At 73.4% G+C, this 15,581-nt stretch carries 16 protein-coding genes; 15 read left to right on the plus strand and 1 reads right to left on the minus strand.

From position 1 onward, the window contains the following. The first annotated feature begins 30 nt into the window (after positions 1-30). The 4 genes from ABT299_RS16500 to ABT299_RS16515 all read left to right on the plus strand — a co-directional run bounded on the left by ABT299_RS16500 (position 31) and on the right by ABT299_RS16515 (position 2,870). Entirely contained in the window at positions 31-624 is a 594-nt protein-coding gene (locus ABT299_RS16500) for a YbhB/YbcL family Raf kinase inhibitor-like protein (RefSeq protein ID WP_500251274.1), read from the plus strand. A gap of 85 nt (positions 625-709) precedes the next feature. Beyond that, on the plus strand, positions 710-1,192 hold the full coding sequence (locus tag ABT299_RS16505) for a hypothetical protein (protein WP_500251275.1): 483 nt from the start codon (positions 710-712) through the stop codon (positions 1,190-1,192). Next, positions 1,189-2,220 carry a PLP-dependent cysteine synthase family protein gene (locus ABT299_RS16510; RefSeq protein WP_500251276.1) on the plus strand — a complete coding sequence of 344 codons (1,032 nt, stop codon included), beginning with the start codon at positions 1,189-1,191 and terminating at the stop codon, positions 2,218-2,220. The genes ABT299_RS16505 and ABT299_RS16510 overlap by 4 nt, the downstream gene beginning before the upstream one ends. Before the next feature lie 125 nt (positions 2,221-2,345). After that, on the plus strand, positions 2,346-2,870 hold the full coding sequence (locus ABT299_RS16515; RefSeq protein WP_190855745.1) for a VOC family protein: 525 nt from the start codon (positions 2,346-2,348) through the stop codon (positions 2,868-2,870). Between the two features lie 4 nt (positions 2,871-2,874). Here the strand turns inward: ABT299_RS16515 and ABT299_RS16520 are convergent, their stop codons facing one another. Continuing rightward, on the minus strand, positions 2,875-3,984 hold the full coding sequence (locus tag ABT299_RS16520) for a serine hydrolase domain-containing protein (RefSeq protein ID WP_500251277.1): 1,110 nt from the start codon (positions 3,982-3,984) through the stop codon (positions 2,875-2,877). 162 nt (positions 3,985-4,146) lie between these two features. On the opposite strand from ABT299_RS16520, the gene ABT299_RS16525 reads away from it, so the two are divergent. The 11 genes from ABT299_RS16525 (at position 4,147) to ABT299_RS16575 (ending at position 15,153) form a co-directional block, all read left to right on the plus strand. Beyond that, the gene (locus ABT299_RS16525) at positions 4,147-4,923 is read left to right on the plus strand and encodes an Fpg/Nei family DNA glycosylase (protein WP_500251278.1); all 777 of its coding nucleotides are present in this window, start codon (positions 4,147-4,149) and stop codon (positions 4,921-4,923) included. A 231-nt stretch (positions 4,924-5,154) separates the two neighbouring features. Continuing rightward, a complete protein-coding gene (gene cbiM / locus ABT299_RS16530; protein ID WP_500251288.1) occupies positions 5,155-6,261 on the plus strand; it encodes a cobalt transporter CbiM in 1,107 nt (368 codons plus the stop codon). Beyond that, positions 6,258-7,199, plus strand: coding sequence for a cobalt ECF transporter T component CbiQ (gene cbiQ, locus ABT299_RS16535; protein WP_190855738.1), 942 nt, complete (start codon positions 6,258-6,260; stop codon positions 7,197-7,199). Before cbiM ends, cbiQ begins: the two co-directional genes overlap by 4 nt. Then, entirely contained in the window at positions 7,189-8,007 is an 819-nt protein-coding gene (locus ABT299_RS16540) for an energy-coupling factor ABC transporter ATP-binding protein (RefSeq protein WP_500251279.1), read from the plus strand. The genes cbiQ and ABT299_RS16540 overlap by 11 nt, the downstream gene beginning before the upstream one ends. Positions 8,008-8,105: 98 nt before the next feature. Continuing rightward, complete coding sequence (locus ABT299_RS16545; protein ID WP_500251280.1) at positions 8,106-10,634, plus strand: ATP-dependent Clp protease ATP-binding subunit; 2,529 nt, start codon at positions 8,106-8,108, stop codon at positions 10,632-10,634. 214 nt (positions 10,635-10,848) lie between these two features. Continuing rightward, positions 10,849-11,511, plus strand: a complete 663-nt coding sequence (locus ABT299_RS16550) for a DUF4232 domain-containing protein (RefSeq protein WP_500251281.1) — start codon at positions 10,849-10,851, stop codon at positions 11,509-11,511. A 51-nt stretch (positions 11,512-11,562) separates the two neighbouring features. Further along, complete coding sequence (locus tag ABT299_RS16555) at positions 11,563-12,021, plus strand: recombinase family protein (RefSeq protein ID WP_190855728.1); 459 nt, start codon at positions 11,563-11,565, stop codon at positions 12,019-12,021. 142 nt (positions 12,022-12,163) lie between these two features. Then, positions 12,164-12,403, plus strand: a complete 240-nt coding sequence (locus ABT299_RS16560; protein ID WP_500251282.1) for a hypothetical protein — start codon at positions 12,164-12,166, stop codon at positions 12,401-12,403. 132 nt (positions 12,404-12,535) lie between these two features. After that, complete coding sequence (locus ABT299_RS16565) at positions 12,536-12,961, plus strand: carboxymuconolactone decarboxylase family protein (protein WP_500251283.1); 426 nt, start codon at positions 12,536-12,538, stop codon at positions 12,959-12,961. An 81-nt stretch (positions 12,962-13,042) separates the two neighbouring features. Next, positions 13,043-14,248, plus strand: a complete 1,206-nt coding sequence (locus ABT299_RS16570; RefSeq protein ID WP_500251284.1) for an MFS transporter — start codon at positions 13,043-13,045, stop codon at positions 14,246-14,248. A 92-nt stretch (positions 14,249-14,340) separates the two neighbouring features. Then, positions 14,341-15,153, plus strand: a complete 813-nt coding sequence (locus ABT299_RS16575) for an ABC transporter ATP-binding protein (RefSeq protein WP_387024038.1) — start codon at positions 14,341-14,343, stop codon at positions 15,151-15,153. Positions 15,154-15,581 lie beyond the last annotated feature (428 nt).

A 15,581-nucleotide genomic window follows, 5' to 3' on the forward strand; every position in this document is an offset into this window, starting at 1 on the left:
GGCCTCCGGGACGCCGGGATCGTTGCGGCCATGAGGAAACGAACCTTCACCGCATTGACCGGCACCGCCCTGGCCGTCGCCGCCACCGCCGCCACCGTGACCGGGGCGTCCGCCCAGACCGCCCCCGCTTTCGGATACCACAAGGTGCGCGACGGGATCCCGAAGCAGGCCGGCCGCTTCCGCGTGACCAGCCCCGACCTGGCCCGCGGGACGTTCCCGGCCGCGTCGTACGCCGACTCGTTCGGCTGCACGGGCGGGAACGTCCCGCCCCGGCTGTCCTGGTCCGGCGCCCCCGCCGGGACGCGGAGCTTCGCCGTCACCATGTTCGACCGGGACGCCCCGACCGGCAGCGGCTTCTGGCACTGGTCGGTGCGCGGCCTGCCCGCCACGGCGACGTCCGTCCCGGCCGGTGCCGTCGCGGGCGTCAACGACGCCGGGACCGCGTCCTACCTGGGCCCCTGCCCGTCCGTCGGGGACCGGCCGCACCGCTACGAGATCACCGTGCTGGCCCTGGACGTCGCGGACGCCGGCGTCCCCGCCGCCGCGAGCCCGGCGCTGGCGTCCTTCACCATGGGCTCCCACGTGATCGCCACCGCGCGCGTCACCGCGACCGCCGCCCGGTGACCGGCGGACGTCCGCCCAGGTCCCGGCTACTTGACGCTCACCCGCAAGTAGCCGAGACTGGGCGGACCCCGCACGGAAGGGCCCCATGGACGCGACACGGACGCGCGGCGCGTCGACCGAGACCCACACCGCGCTCTACCGGCAGCTCGCCGGCGAGATCGAAGCGCGGTTCCTCGCCCCGCTCGACGCGCTGCTCGACGGCGCCGCGCTCCCGGACGGCACCGAGCCGCTCACGGCGCTGCGCCGCCGCCTCGACGCGGACGCGCAGATGTGGGCGGCGCAGATCCTCGGCCCCGACCCGTCCCTCGCCCGGTCCGCCGCGGCCCGCGTGCTGGCGGTCGTCCAGCCGTTCGACCCGGACCCGTCCTGGTGGCGGACGCCGTTCGGGCGTGCCGTCGTGCGGCTGATCGGGCACCCCGGCCGCGCCTCGGTCAGCCGCTCCGTCGCCGGCGCCATGCTCGGCATCACCCGCCAGGGCGTCCAGGACCTGGTCAACCGGGGCAAGCTCGCCCGCCACCCGGACGGCGGCGTCTCCGTCGCCTCCATCCGCGACCGCGCCGCCCGGTGAACCCGCTCGAGATCCTCGACGCGGAGGCACGGCGCGCACCGCCCCCCCGCCTGCACGCGTTCCCGCTGCCCGCCGAGTGGGGCGTGACGCTGCACCTGCTGGACGAGTCCGTCCACCCGACTGGGAGCCTGAAGCACCGGACGGCGCGCGCGCTGTTCCGCCACGGCCTGCGCACCGGCCGGATCCGGAGCGGCACCACCGTCGTCGAGGCGACCGGCGGCAACGCGGCCGTCGCCGAGGCGTACTTCGCGCGCCTGCTCGGCCTCCCGTTCGTCGCCGTCATGCCCCGCCGGTCCGCCCCCGAGAAGATCGAGCGCGTCCGGAGCCACGGGGGCACCTGCCACCTCGTGCATCCCCCGCTCGCCATTTACGACGAGGCCCGCCAATACGCGGACGACCGCGGCGGCGTCTACCTCGACTACCTCGCCAACAGCGCCCGGGCCGTCTCCGCCGCCGAGGACGACGTCGGCCGCGTCCTCCTCGACCGCGTCACCCCGGAATGGGTGGTCGTCGGGGCGGGCAGCGGCGCGACCTCGACGGCGATCGGCCGCGAGATCCGCCGCCGCGGCCTTGCCACCCGGCTCGCCATAGCCGACCCCGAGAACTCCGCCTACTTCCCCGGATGGGCGTCGGGCGCCGACGACTACGCGACCGGAATGCCGTCCCGCATCGAAGGAATCGGCCGCCCCCGGATGGAGCCCGGTTTCACTCCGTCGCTGGTGGACCTGGTCATCCCGGTCCCCGACGCCGCGAGCGTCGCCGCGATGTGCGTCCTCCGCGAAGTGACGGGCCTCCGCGCGGGACCGTCCACCGGGACCGCCCTCTGGGGCGCTTTCCACCTGGCCGCGAAAATGCGCCGCGAAGGCCGGCGGGGCGCCATCGCCACCCTGATCTGCGACGACGGCGCCCTTTACGAGAACACCTACGACAACGACGCCTGGCTCGCCGCCAAAGCCCTGAACCCCGCGCCGCACCAAGCCGCCTACCCCCACTTCCTCAAGACCGCCGAACTCCCCCCACCCGAATGACGAAGCTCCTGCGTGGCGGGGGGCGGGGGCGCGGCGTGAATACTCACTCTTCCGGCATTGTGGACATAAGCCGCTGGTTGGCATGGAATGGGGGCCATCGCCGTCGAGGGTGAACGGAGACGTCCATGCCCGGGATCACACAGCGTTCGACGAGGGAACCGGCGGTGAAGACGCGGTTCCTGTCCCATGGAACGCTCAAGATCACCGATGTCGCGGCCAGCCGCCGGTTCTACGAGGAGGTCCTCGGGCTGGAGGTCGTCCAGCCGATGAAGGCGGCGCTCTATATTCGCCTCGGTGGCGACCACACCTATGTGTGCGTGGAATCGAAACCGGACCGGCCGGATATGCCGCTGCTCTATCACAATGGACTGGACGTGGGCAGCGACGAGGAGGTCGACGAGGCGTACCGGGCCATCCGCGAGGTGGCGGACGAGTACGGCGTCAAGGAGCTGAACAAGCCGGTGCGGCAGCACGGCGTGTACTCGTTCTACCTCAAGGACCTCGACGGGAACTGGTGGGAGATCGGGCATCTGCCTCCCGGCGGGTACCGGTTCCGCTTCGCCGACCCGCGCAACGACCTCACCGGGCGCACGGACCTGACGGCCGCGGAGATCAAGGACGTGTTCGTCAACCCCCGCATGGAGGAGTGACCGCTCAGCGGGTGCGGGCGACCTCGGCGGCGACGGCGCGGAAGGCGGGCAGGGTCTCGCTCTCGTCCGGGTTGAGGAACGTGCTCTTGACGATCACGACGCGGTACTTCGTCGAGACGTAGATGAGCTGGCCGCCGAGGCCGCTGGCGTAATAGCCGTCCTGGCCGTCGATCCACCAGCCGAGGCCGTAGGACGGGTTGACGCCGGACGGCGTGCCCACCTGGGACACCCAGGACGCCGGGACGACGCCGCGCCCGCCGTCCAGCATGAGCTTGCCCATGCGGGCGAAGTCGCGGTCGGTGGCGTAGATGCAGCAGTAGCCGAGGGCGTCGCCGTGCGAGTCGTTGCCGACGTACGCGGTGCCGGCCATGCCGCCCGGGCCCCAGATCTTCTCCTGGAGGTACCGGTAGTACGGCTCCCCGGTGGCCCGCTGGAGGACGAGGGCGAGCACGGCGGTGTTGAGGCTCGTGTAGTTGAACTGCGTGCCCTGGTCGACGGCCTTGGTGCGGGTCGCGGCGAACTGGAGGGTGCTGTAGAGGCCGAGGCTGACGCCGACGTGCAGCGGGACGTCGTCGACGGTCTCGTTCCACCCGATCCCGGACGCCATGCGGAGCAGGTTGCGGATCGTCACGGACCCGTAGGCGGTGTTGGCGAGTTCGGGGACGTAGGCGCCGGCGGTGTCGTCGATGGAGCGGATCCTGCCTTCGCCGAGGGCGACGCCGATGGCGTCGGCGGTGTAGGACTTGGCCATCGACCAGGACTGGAACAGCGAGTCCTTGGAGTAGCCGGGCGCGTACCACTCGTCGAGGATCCGGGTGCCGTCGAGGACGAGGAAGCCCTGCGCGGCGCGGTTCAGGTAGTCCCGCACGGTGTGCGTCTGGCCGTTGTAGGTGTAGGTGACCTTGCCGAGGTCGCGGGGGTCGCTGGTCAGCTCGACCGGGTGGGTGGACGGGGTGAGCCGGTCGAAGTTCGGCGGTTCCGCGGCTTCGAGGGCGGCCGCGGCGGACGGCGAGACCGGCGGTCCGGGCGGTCCGGGGGCGGCGAGGGCGGGCGCGGCGGTGAGGCCGAGGGCGAGGGCGGCGGCGAGCGCGAGGGCGGCTGGCCTGCGGCGCATGGGGGCTCCCGGGGGGTGGGACGGGCGGGCATGCGACGTCGAATCGAATAGTGATCGTTTCGGATTCGGTCTACCGCGACGGTAATCCGGCCCGCCGGTCCCGGCTATGGCCAACGGTGACAAACCGTGACGTGGAATGCGCAGGACGGGTAAGGGGAGCGGATGCCCGAGCTTCCTGACGTCGAGGGGTTCCGCCGGGTGCTGGCCGAGCACGCCGGCGACCGGATCCGGTCCGTGGAGGTGCGCGACGCCGGGGTGCTGCGCGGGGTGAGCGAGGGGCGGCTGGAGCGCGTGCTTCGCGGACACCGGTTCGACCGACCGCGCAGGCAGGGCAAATGGCTCATCGCGCCCGCCGAGGGCCCAGTACTCATCCTGCATTTCGGCATGACCGGATCGCTGTCGTGGCATTCGGCGGGGGAGCCCGAGCACCGGTACGACCGGGTCGTATGGCGGTTGGACGGCGGCGAGCTGCGCTTCCGCGACATGCGCAAGCTGCAGGGCGTCCGCCTCGCCCGGGACGAGCGGGACGCCGAGCGCCTGCTCGCCGACCTCGGACCGGACGCGCTGGACCTGTCCCGGAGCGACCTCGCCGGACGCCTCGGAGGGCGGCGCGGGCGGCTCAAGTCCGCGCTGACCGACCAGTCGCTGATCGCCGGGCTCGGGAACCTGCTGTCCGACGAGATCTGCTGGCGCGCCCGGATCAACCCGCTGCGGCAGGTCCGCGACCTCGACGAGGACGACATCGGGGCCCTGCACAGGGCCATGCGGCGCGTCCTGCGCGAGTCGATCAAGTCGGAGCGGGTGCCGCCCCGCCGGACGTGGCTGACCGGGGCCCGCGACGATCCCGCGGGCAGGTGCCCGCGCTGCGGGACCCCGCTGTCACGGCGGCGCGTGTCCGGCCGGACGACCGTGTGGTGCGGGCACTGCCAGCCTTCATGACCGGCGCGGCTGACCGGCACGGCTGACCGGCCAGGCGACCGGCCTGGCGACCGGCCCCGGCTGACCGGCCCCGGTTGACCTGCGCGGATGAGCGGGCGGATGGGTGGCCGGAGGGTCCCAGTGGCCTTACCTGCCGGGGCGGCTGTGGTCGGGTGTGCCGAGTTCGACTAACTTATTGCGAGTAGGTCGCAACTGCGGCTTCTGTGCGTCGTTGAGCGTGAGTGGGTGGGCATGCACATTCCGGACGGATACCTCAGTCCGCAGACCTGCGCGGTGGGCTACGTCATCGCCGTGCCGGCCTGGGCGGTCGCGGTCCGCCGCGTGCAGCGCGTGGTCCGCAACCGGCACGTGCCGACGCTGGCCGTGCTGGCCGCCGTCAGCTTCCTGGTGATGATGTTCAACATCCCGATCCCGGACGGCACCACGGCGCACGCGATCGGCGCGACGATCATCGCGATCCTGCTGGGGCCGTGGGCGGCGGTGCTCGCGGTCAGCGTGGCGCTGGGCTTCCAGGCCCTGCTGTTCGGCGACGGCGGCGTCCTGGCGTTCGGCTTCAACTGCGCGAACATGGCCGTCCTCGCGCCGTTCGTCGGGTACGGGGTGTACAAGCTGATCGCCGGACGGTCCGAGCTGACCGCGCCGCGCCGGGCCCTCGCCGCGGCCGCCGGCGGGTACGCGGGGATCAACGCGGCGGCGTTCGCGGCGGCGATCGAGTTCGGCGTCCAGCCCGACCTGTTCCACAACTCGGCGGGCGCGCCGCTGTACGCGCCGTACCACCTGGACCAGACGATCCCCGCGATGATGCTGGCGCACCTGACCATCGCGGGCATCGCCGAGGGCATCCTGACCGGCGGCGTCGTGGCGTACCTCCAGCGCGCCAACGTCCCGCTGCTGCGCGTCAACCACGCGGGCGTCGCCGTGCCCGGCGAGAAGGACACCACCGGGTCCGGCGGAAGGAACACCGGGCGGCGCCGCGTCCGGCCGCTGCACGTCGCGCTCGGCGCGGTCGCGGTCATGGCCGTCCTCACCCCGCTCGGCCTCCTCGCGCCCGGCGGCGCGTTCGGCGAGGACGCCCCCGAGGACCTCGACCTGCACAAGTACGGGCTGTCCGCGGTGCCGAGCGGGCTGAACAAGTACAACGGCTTCTGGCACCACGCGCTGTTCAACGGCTACGACTTCACCTCGGACGCGCATCCGACGCTCGGCTACATCGTCTCCGCCGTCGTCGGCATCGCGATCGTCGGCGCCGCGATCTTCCTGATCACGATGGCGGTCCGCTGGGCCGCCGGGCGGCGCGGCGCGTCCCAGGAGGCCGCGACGGGCGAGGCGCGGTCATGAGCGAGCAGGCCGTCTCCGAGCGGGTGCAGGTCCCGCAGTGGCTGCTGCAGGGCGAGCTGGCGATGTGCCCGTGCGGGTGCGTCGGCAAGCGCAAGAAGGGCAGCTACCTGCGCAAGACGCTGAACGGCGGCGCGGGACTGCTGCGCCAGGTGATGTTCAGCGACGACACCGCCCGACAGGACGGGCTGCTCCAGCGGATCGACCCGCGGGTGAAGTTCGTCTCGGTCATCGTGCTGCTGGTCGCGGCCGGGCTGGCCCGCAACATCCCGACGCTCCTCGCCGTGTACGCGGTGACGCTGGCGCTCGCCGCCGCGTCGAGGCTGCCGGTCGGGTTCTTCATCAAGCGGGTCTGGCTGTTCGTGCCGATCTTCACGGGGATCGTGGTGCTGCCCGCGACCCTGTCCGTCGTGACGCACGGGGACGTGGTGCTGACGCTGTGGCACTGGCACGGCCGCGCCGAGGGGTTCACCAGCCAGGGCCTGACGTCGGCGGGGCTGGTCGTCAGCCGGGTCGCGGTGTCGATCTCGCTGGTGGTGCTGCTGACCCTCACCACGCCGTGGGTGCGGCTGCTGGCGGCACTGCGCTCGGTCGGCGTCCCGCGGATCTTCATCCTGATCATCGGGATGGCGTACCGGTACATCTTCCTGCTGCTCAACACCGTCACGGACATGTACCAGGCCCGGACGTCCCGTACCATCGGGGCGGCCAAGCACGACGGCGGCGCCCGCGCCTTCCTCGGCGCCAGCGGCGGCGCGCTGTTCGGCAAGGCGAACCAACTGTCGGAAGAGGTGCACCAGGCGATGACGGCGCGCGGCTACCGCGGCGACGCCAAGACCCTCCAGTCGTTCCGGCTGGCCGGCCTCGACATCGCCGCCGCCCTCTGCTGCGCCGCGCTCGCCGCGGCGATTCTCATCGGGGACCGTCTCCTTGGAAGCTGAACCGCACGCCGCACCGCAGGCCACGAGCGCCACAGGCACCACAAGCACCACGGACGTCACGTTCGAGTGCCGTGACGTCAGTTACTCCTATCTCGACCGCTACCCGGCGCTGGACAAGGTGTCGCTGACGGTCCGGCCCGGCGAGCGCGTCGCGCTCCTCGGCGCCAACGGCTGCGGCAAGTCGACGCTGCTCAAGCTGCTGGACGGGCTGGTCTTCCCGAGTTCCGGCGAGTTCACCGCGTTCGGCCACCCGGTCACCGAGGACACCCTGGAGGACGAGCAGTTCTCGCAGGCGTTCCGGTCCCGCGTCGGGTTCGTGTTCCAGAACTCCGACGCGCAGGTGTTCTCCCCGAACGTCCGCGAGGAGATCGCGTTCGGCCCGCTCCAGCTCGGGCTCGCCCCGGACGAGGCGTCCGCGCGCGTCGACGAGGTGCTCGCGATGCTGGACATCGCGGCGCTGGCCGACCGGGCGCCGTTCCAGCTGTCCGGCGGGCAGAAGAAGCGCGTCGCGATCGCGTCCGTGCTGGCCACGAACCCCGAGGTGCTGCTGTTCGACGAGCCGACCGCGGCCCTCGACCCCCGCTCCCAGTACTGGCTCACCGACCTGATCGAGCAACTCGGCGCCGCCGGCAAGACGATCGTGCACGCCACCCACGACCTGGACGTGCTGCCCCGCATCGCCGACCGGTGCGTGGTCTTCTCCGAGGAGCACCGGATCGTCGCCGAGGGCGCCCCGGAGGAGGTCCTCGCCGACCGCGACCTGCTGCTGTCGGTCAACCTCGTCCACCCCGGCTCCCGCCTCCCCTAGCCCGCCACCCGCTCCCACCTGGGGTTTCCGGCGGATGCGCGCGGGCACGGTCCACTCGTTGCCATCGTGGGACCAAGCACGGGGACGGGAGGCTCGCAATGACGGCGTGGTACGGATCCGGCGGGATGGACCCGTTCGAGGAGATGCTCGCCCGGTTCTTCGGGACCCGGGCGCATCGGCGGCCGACCGAGCGGATCAACCTCGCCCGGCTGATGAGCGAGCCCGCGCGCGAGCTCGTCCGGGACGCGGCGACGCAGGCGGCGCGGTGGGGCAGCCGCGACCTCGACGCCGACCACCTGCTGTGGGCGGCGACGCGGCAGCAGGGCACCCGGCACTGGCTGGAACGCGCGGGCGCCGACCCGGACGCGATCCAGCACGAGATCGAGAACCACGCGTACCGGGGTGAGCCGCGCGACGTCCAGCCCGAGCTGACACCGGCCGCCAAGCGGGCGCTGCTGGACTCCCACCAGGTGTCGCGCGCGCTCGGGTCGTCCTACATCGGCCCCGAGCACCTGCTGTTCGCGCTGGCGCTCGACCGCGGGTCCAGCGCGGGACGCATCCTGGACGCGGCGCACGTCACGCCCGACTCGCTGAAGTCCGCGGCCGGGGGCGGCGGGCAGCCGCCCGCGAACGGGGGCGGCGAGGGCCGGACCGGCACCCCGACGCTGGACGAGTTCGGCCGCGACCTGACCGCGCTGGCCCGGGAGGGCCGGATCGACCCGGTGATCGGCCGGGACGAGGAGATCGAGGAGACGGTCGAGGTCCTGTCGCGGCGCACCAAGAACAACCCGGTGCTGATCGGCGACCCGGGCGTCGGCAAGACCGCGATCGCGGAGGGCCTCGCGCAGCGGATCGTGGACGACGACATCCCGGAGACGCTGCGGAACAAGCGGATCGTCCAGCTCGACCTGTCCGGCGTCGTCGCGGGCACCCGGTACCGGGGCGACTTCGAGGAGCGGCTGAAGAAGGTCGTCGACGAGATCCGCGAGCACGCCGACGAGCTGGTGGTGTTCATCGACGAGATCCACACGCTCGTCGGGGCGGGCGGCGCCGAGGGCGCGATGACCGCCGGGAACATGCTGAAGCCGGCGCTGGCGCGCGGCGAGCTGCACGTGGTCGGCGCGACGACCGTGGACGAGTACCGCCGCAACATCGAGAAGGACGCGGCGCTGGAGCGCCGGTTCCAGCCGATCATGGTGCCGGAGCCGTCCGTCGACGACAGCATCGAGATCCTGCGCGGGCTGCGGGACCGGTACGAGGCGCACCACCAGGTCCGCTACACCGACGAGTCGCTGGTCGCGGCCGTCGACCTGTCCAGCCGGTACCTGACGGACCGGTTCCTGCCGGACAAGGCGATCGACCTGATCGACCAGGCGGGCGCGCGGGTGCGGCTGCGGTCCGGGACCCGCGACGGCGGCCGCCGCGAGCTGGAGGACCGGCTCGACCGGCGGCGCCGCGAGAAGGACCAGGCCGTCGCCGACGAGGACTACGAGAAGGCGAAGGAGCTCCGCGACGAGATCGGCCGGCTGCAGAGCGACCTCGCCGGGATGCGCGACGACCACGAGCCGGTCGGCGTCCCCGAGGTGACGACCGAGGACATCGCGGAGGTCGTGTCGCGGATCTCCGGCGTCCCGGTGACGCAGCTGACGGAGGCGGAGCGGGAGCGGCTGTCGCGCCTCGAGGAGCACCTGCACGAGCGCGTCATCGGCCAGGAGGACGCGGTCGCGGCGGTCGCGCGGGCCGTCCGGCGGTCCCGCGCCGGGATGGGCGACCCGGACCGCCCGATCGGCGGGTTCCTGTTCCTCGGCCCGACCGGCGTCGGCAAGACGGAGCTGGCGAAGGCCCTCGCCGAGGCGCTGTTCGGCAGCCAGGACCGGATGATCCGGTTCGACATGAGCGAGTTCCAGGAGCGGCACACCGTCAGCCGGCTGATGGGCGCGCCGCCCGGATACGTCGGCTACGAGGAGGCGGGGCAGCTCACCGACGCGGTGCGGCGGCAGCCGTACTCGGTGATCCTGCTGGACGAGATCGAGAAGGCGCACCAGGACGTGTTCAACGTGCTGCTGCAGCTGCTCGACGACGGCCGGCTCACCGACGCGCAGGGCCGCACCGTCGACTTCCGCAACACCGTGGTGATCATGACGAGCAACCTCGGCTCCGACCTGATCACCGGGCGGACCGAGATCGGGTTCGGCGGCCGGGAGGGCGAGGACACCGTGCTGCGCGACCGGATCATGCGGCGGCTGCGCGAGTCGTTCCGGCCGGAGTTCCTCAACCGGATCGACGAGATCATCGTGTTCCAGCGGCTGGAGGCGGGCCAGCTGCGGCAGATCACCGACCTGCTGCTGGACGAGACGCGCCGCCGGCTGCGCGCGCAGGGCGTGACCGTGTCGTTCACGCCGGAGGCGGTCGACTGGATCGCCGAGCGCGGCCACCAGCCGGAGTTCGGCGCGCGCCCGCTGCGCCGCACCATCCAGCGGGAGGTGGACGACCAGCTCTCCGACCTGCTGCTGTCCGGGGACCTCGCGCACGGCCGGCACGTGGAGGTGTCCGCGGCGCCCGGCGGGCTCCAGTTCGACGTGTCCACGTCGGCGACGCCGTCGGACCGGGCCGTCACGTCCCGCTGACGCGCGGCCGCCCGCCGGCCGGTGCCTCCGCGACGGCGGCGCCCGCGCTTCCCTGACGGCGGCGGCCGGTGCCTCCGTGACGGCGGGCGTCGGGGCGGTCTTCCTTCCGGGCGACGGTTCCCTTGCGGCGCGGGCCTGAAGCGGTCGGTGCCGGGCCATCATGACGGGGCCCGGCACCGGGCATATAGGGCACATGCCGACGCGAGGAGGGCGTGTGCGAGCGCGAAGGAGCCTCAGGCCGGCGTACGCGCTGACCCTCGCCGCCGCTGCGGGTGGCGTCCTGTGCGCCTGCGGAGGCGGAGGCGGAGGCTCGGGCACCTCACCGACCCCGACCAGGACGACCGCGCCCCTGCCGCCGGCGACATCGCCGCCGACGTCGTCGCAGCCCTCGTCGGCGCCCACGGCGTCCACGCCGCCGGGGACCCCAGGGGCGGCCGGGGGCGGCTCGGGCCGCTGCCGCACGGACGGGCTGAAGGTCCGCATCAGCACGGCGGGCCCGGCGGCCGGGCAGCGCTTCGCGTTCCTCACGCTGACGAACACGTCCGGTTCGGCCTGCCGCGTCCGCGGCTACGTCGGGATGCTGCTGCTCACGGCGTCCGACCACCCGATCCCGACGAACCTGGAGCGGCTCTCGCCGCCCGGCCCGCAGACCATCGTCCTGCGGCCGGGGGGCAGTGCCTACGCGCGCCTGCAATGGACTATCGTCCCGGGGGCGCGCGAGCCCGCGCACGGCGCCTGCGCCCCCACGCCAGGGCTGGCCTGGGTCACCCCGCCGGACGAGCGCGCGCATCTCGTCGTCGCCTGGAACCAGGGGGTGGTCTGCGGCGGTGGCCACGTCTCGACGACCCCGCTGCGCCCCGGCCCGGCGCCTCGCTGACGGCGAACTATTGCATAATGCAATGGATCCGGCTGGGGGAGGAGACCGGGAGTGCCGCGACGCAACGCCGTCCCGTACGGGTACCGCCGCATCGACGACGCGCAGGGGAACTACGTGACCCAGCTCCCCGTCGAGCCGCAGGCGAGCGTCGTCCGCGAGATCATCAGCCGCGCGGCCCAGGGCCAGGCGATCGCCGGGATCCTGCGCGAGCTGGAGGCGCGGGGCGTGCCGGCGCCGCGCGGCGGCCCCCGCTGGTCCTGGACGGTCGTGCATGACATCGCCCGCAACCCCGCCTACATCGGACGGCCCGCCGGCGGCGCCGACCCGGACGACCTCGACCGCGTGCACTGGACGCCGCTGGTCCCCGACCAGCTGTTCTTCACCGCGCAGCGCGCCCTCGCGCCGCCGCCGGGCGGCTCGCCGGACCGGTACCAGCTGATCGGCCTCCTGCTCTTCGCCCTCGCGCCCTGCCGCGAACTCCTCGCCGGCTACCTGCCGCCCGTCGGCTGACGGAATACGCCCAGGGTGTATTCGAAATTCGGACGCGCGCCGGCGGGCGTCCGGCCGATGCGCATGGCCAGCGGATTTACCGGGCGCTAACCGATAACGGGCCGCGGCGTGCGGTCGCTTCTTTCCGAGAAAGCGAGTCCGAGTGCCGCCGCGTGACCAGACGACACCCCGCCGGGCCGTCGGCGCGGCCCGTCCGAAGGGCGCGATGACGGCCACGCTCGCCGCCGAGGGGTTCCTCGAACAGCTGCCGAACGGCGCGTACCGGCTCGCGCCGAAGGTGTTCACGCTCGGCTTTTCCGCGTTGCGCAGCCTCACCTCGTGCAACTCGCCGAGGGGCCGCCGCGCCGGTTCGTCGAGGCGACCGGGCAGGCGGCGAACCTGAGGACCCGATGACCCGCAAGCACCCGTTCCGGCCCGCCGACCTCGACGGCGACCGGCTCGCCCTCTACCGCTCCATCACCGAGGGCCGCCGCGCGCAGGGCCCCGCCTGTTCGACCTGGTCTCGGACGACGGCGTGCTGCTCGGGCCGTTCTACGAGTTCCTGCTGCGCCCGGCGCTCGGCGACGCCCTCCAGCGGGTCGGCGCAGCCGTCCGCTACGCGGGCTCGCTCGGCGGCCAGGCCCGCGAGATGGCCGTCCTCGTCGTCGCCGCCCACTGGGACAGCGCCTTCGAGCGGACCGCCCACGAGGCCGTCGGACGGGCCGCCGGGCTCACCGACGCGGAACTCGCCGCGATCGCCGCCGGCGCGCCGCTGGACCTCGACGACCCAGCCGAGGCCGCCGTGCTCCGCCTCACCGGGACCCTCGTCACCGGCGACGTGGACGGCGCGACTTGGGCGGCCTGCGTGCCGCCGCTGGTCCGCGAGACCGTCTTCGAGCTGACCACCCTCGTCGGCTACTACGCCACCCTCGCCCTCCAGATGCGCGTCTTCCGCGTCTGACGCCCGCCGCGTCGCGCACACTGGTCCTCCACGCGGGCGCGACGGAAGGCGGGACGGTATGGGAGCAGCGGGCGGCCGCCGATGAGCGCGCGGCCCCGGACCGCGGCCCTGTCGCCGTGGCGGTTCATCGTCGTGTTCGGTGTCGTCTCCCTGCTCATGGACGTCGTGTACGAGGGCGCCCGGTCGATCACCGGGCCGCTGCTGGCCTCGCTCGGCGCGTCCGCCGCGGTCGTCGGCGTCGTCACCGGTGCGGGCGAGGCCGCGGCGCTCGGCCTGCGGCTGGTATCGGGCCCGCTCGCCGACCGCACCCGCCGGTTCTGGGCGCTCACCATCGCCGGATACGCGCTGACGGCGGTGTCCGTGCCGCTGCTCGGCCTCGCCGGCGTCCTGTGGGCCGCGTGCGTCCTCGTCGTCGCGGAACGCGTCGGCAAGGCCGTCCGGTCCCCGGCCAAGGACACGCTGCTGTCGCACGCCACCGCCACCACCGGCCGGGGCCGCGGGTTCGCCGTGCACGAGGCGCTCGATCAGATCGGCGCGTTCGTCGGCCCGCTGACCGTGGCGGGCGTCCTCGCGGCCACCGCCGGGGACTACGCGCCCGCGCTGGGCGTGCTGGCCGTCCCGGGCGTCGCCGCGATGGCGATACTGCTCTGGCTCCGCGCCCGCGTCCCCGCCCCCGCCGACTACGAGCCCGCCGCCGGCGAGGACGCGGCTCCGCAGGGGCGGGACGCCGCCGTCCCGGCACTGCCGCGCACCTTCTTCGTCTACGCGGCGTTCACGGCCGTCACGATGACGGGGTTCGCGACCTTCGGGGTGCTGTCCTTCCACCTCGTCCAGCGGCACCTGCTGCCCGCCGACCTCGTACCGGTCGTGTACGCCGGGGCCATGGCCGCCGACGCCGTGTCCGCGCTGGCCAACGGCTGGCTCTACGACCGCGTCGGCCCGCGCGCGCTCGCCGTCCTGCCCGTCCTGTCGGCCGCCGTGCCCGTCCTGGCGTTCACCCGGTCGCTGACCCTGGCCGTCGTGGGCTCGCTGGTGTGGGGCGCCGCCGTCGGGATCCAGGAGTCCACGCTGCGGGCGGTCGTCGCCGACCTCGTCCCGTCGCGGCGGCGGGCCACCGCCTACGGGATCTTCGCCGGCGTCCTCGGCGTGGCCGCCCTGGCGGGCGGCGCGCTCACCGGCGCCCTCTATGACCAATCGGTCACCCTGCTGGTCGCGGTGGTCGTCGCGATCCAGGGCGCCGCCCTCGTCCTCCTCGCCGTCCTGCGCGGCCGGACCGCCCCGCGATGAGTACCCGCCCCACCTGCGGGAAGGACCTGCGCGAGCGGACCCCGGGCCGGGGCCCGCCGCTGACGGTCGCGCGCCGAGCGAAAGGACCTGCCATGCCGTCAGATCCCGAACCCGCGCCCCGCGAGGACCCCGGGACGGACGAGCACGCGGCCCCGCCCGTCCCCCCGGACGCCGATCCCATGGTCGTCGTCGACCAGCTGCACGTCACCTACCGGGTGCTCGGCGCCGAGGCCGACACCGGCACCTCGCGCGTCCGCCGCCTGCTGCACCGCAGCCGGCCCCGCCCCCGCGAGGTCCACGCCCTCCGCGGCGTCTCGTTCGTGCTGCGCCGCGGCGAGGCGGTCGGCATCGTCGGCACCAACGGCTCCGGCAAGACCACCCTGCTGCGCAGCATCGCCGGCCTCCTGCCCGGCGACCGCGGGCAGGTGTTCACCTGCGGCCAGCCCGTCCTCCTCGGCGTGAACGCCGCGCTCATGAACGACCTCACCGGCGAGCGCAACATCGTCCTCGGCTGCCTCGCCATGGGCATGCCGCTGAGCGAGGTGCGGGAGAAGTACGACGACGTCGTGGAGTTCTCCGGACTCGGCAAGTTCGTCGACATGCCGATGAGGACCTACTCGACCGGCATGGCGCAGCGCCTCCGGTTCGCCATCGCCACCGCGCAGACCAGCGAGATCCTCATGATCGACGAGGCCCTCGCCACCGGTGACGCCCGCTTCCGCCGGCGCAGCGAGGACCGGTTAAAGGAGATGCGCGAGCAGGCCGCCACCGTCGTCCTCGTCAGCCACAGCCTCGGCACCATCGAGGAGACCTGCGACCGCACGATCTGGCTCGACCACGGCCGGATCCGCATGGACGGCCCGTCCGCCGACGTAGTGGCCGCCTACCGAGACGAACACGAGTGAGACGGCCGTACCGCCCGCACTCTTTGAGCCCCCTGATCGTAGGTCGGAGTGGCGTTCCTGGCTGCCGCCATTGAGGCGGGCGGGCGGGCGGGTGGGTGCTGGCGCGTTGGGCGGGCCGGGGGCTGGGCGTTGTGCGAGCGGGCGGGCGTTGTGCGAGCGGACAGGCGTTGTGCGAGCGGACAGGCGTTGTGCGAGCGGACAGGCGGGCGTTGGGCGATCGGGGCGCGGGGGGTTGGGCGATGGGCGGGCGGGCGTTGGGGCGATGGGCGTTGGGGCGAGAAGGGTTCCGAGTGGCGAGGAGATGGGAGACGGGAGATGGGGAGATCGGCAAGAGGGGTGTTCGGGTGGTGGGGTGGCGCTTGCGTACGGGGCCGCCCCTCCAAAGTCAAGGGCGCCTTCGGCGTCGCTTCGCGATGGACTTCGTCCAC

The sequence above is a fragment of the Spirillospora sp. NPDC000708 genome (genome assembly GCF_040299565.1).
In the GTDB taxonomy this organism is placed as follows: Bacteria; Actinomycetota; Actinomycetes; order Streptosporangiales; family Streptosporangiaceae; genus Spirillospora.

Excerpts from the sequence above, each read along its gene's own strand:
- ABT299_RS16500 (WP_500251274.1), top strand. The coding sequence starts at position 31 with ATGAGGAAACGAACCTTCACCGCATTGACCGGCACCGCCCTGGCCGTC.
- ABT299_RS16520 (WP_500251277.1), bottom strand. The coding sequence starts at position 3,984 with ATGCGCCGCAGGCCAGCCGCCCTCGCGCTCGCCGCCGCCCTCGCCCTC.
- cbiM (WP_500251288.1), top strand. The coding sequence starts at position 5,155 with ATGCACATTCCGGACGGATACCTCAGTCCGCAGACCTGCGCGGTGGGC.
- ABT299_RS16515 (WP_190855745.1), top strand. The coding sequence starts at position 2,346 with ATGCCCGGGATCACACAGCGTTCGACGAGGGAACCGGCGGTGAAGACG.
- ABT299_RS16570 (WP_500251284.1), top strand. The coding sequence starts at position 13,043 with ATGAGCGCGCGGCCCCGGACCGCGGCCCTGTCGCCGTGGCGGTTCATC.
- ABT299_RS16575 (WP_387024038.1), top strand. The coding sequence starts at position 14,341 with ATGCCGTCAGATCCCGAACCCGCGCCCCGCGAGGACCCCGGGACGGAC.
- ABT299_RS16525 (WP_500251278.1), top strand. The coding sequence starts at position 4,147 with ATGCCCGAGCTTCCTGACGTCGAGGGGTTCCGCCGGGTGCTGGCCGAG.
- ABT299_RS16545 (WP_500251280.1), top strand. The coding sequence starts at position 8,106 with ATGACGGCGTGGTACGGATCCGGCGGGATGGACCCGTTCGAGGAGATG.
- ABT299_RS16505 (WP_500251275.1), top strand. The coding sequence starts at position 710 with ATGGACGCGACACGGACGCGCGGCGCGTCGACCGAGACCCACACCGCG.
- cbiQ (WP_190855738.1), top strand. The coding sequence starts at position 6,258 with ATGAGCGAGCAGGCCGTCTCCGAGCGGGTGCAGGTCCCGCAGTGGCTG.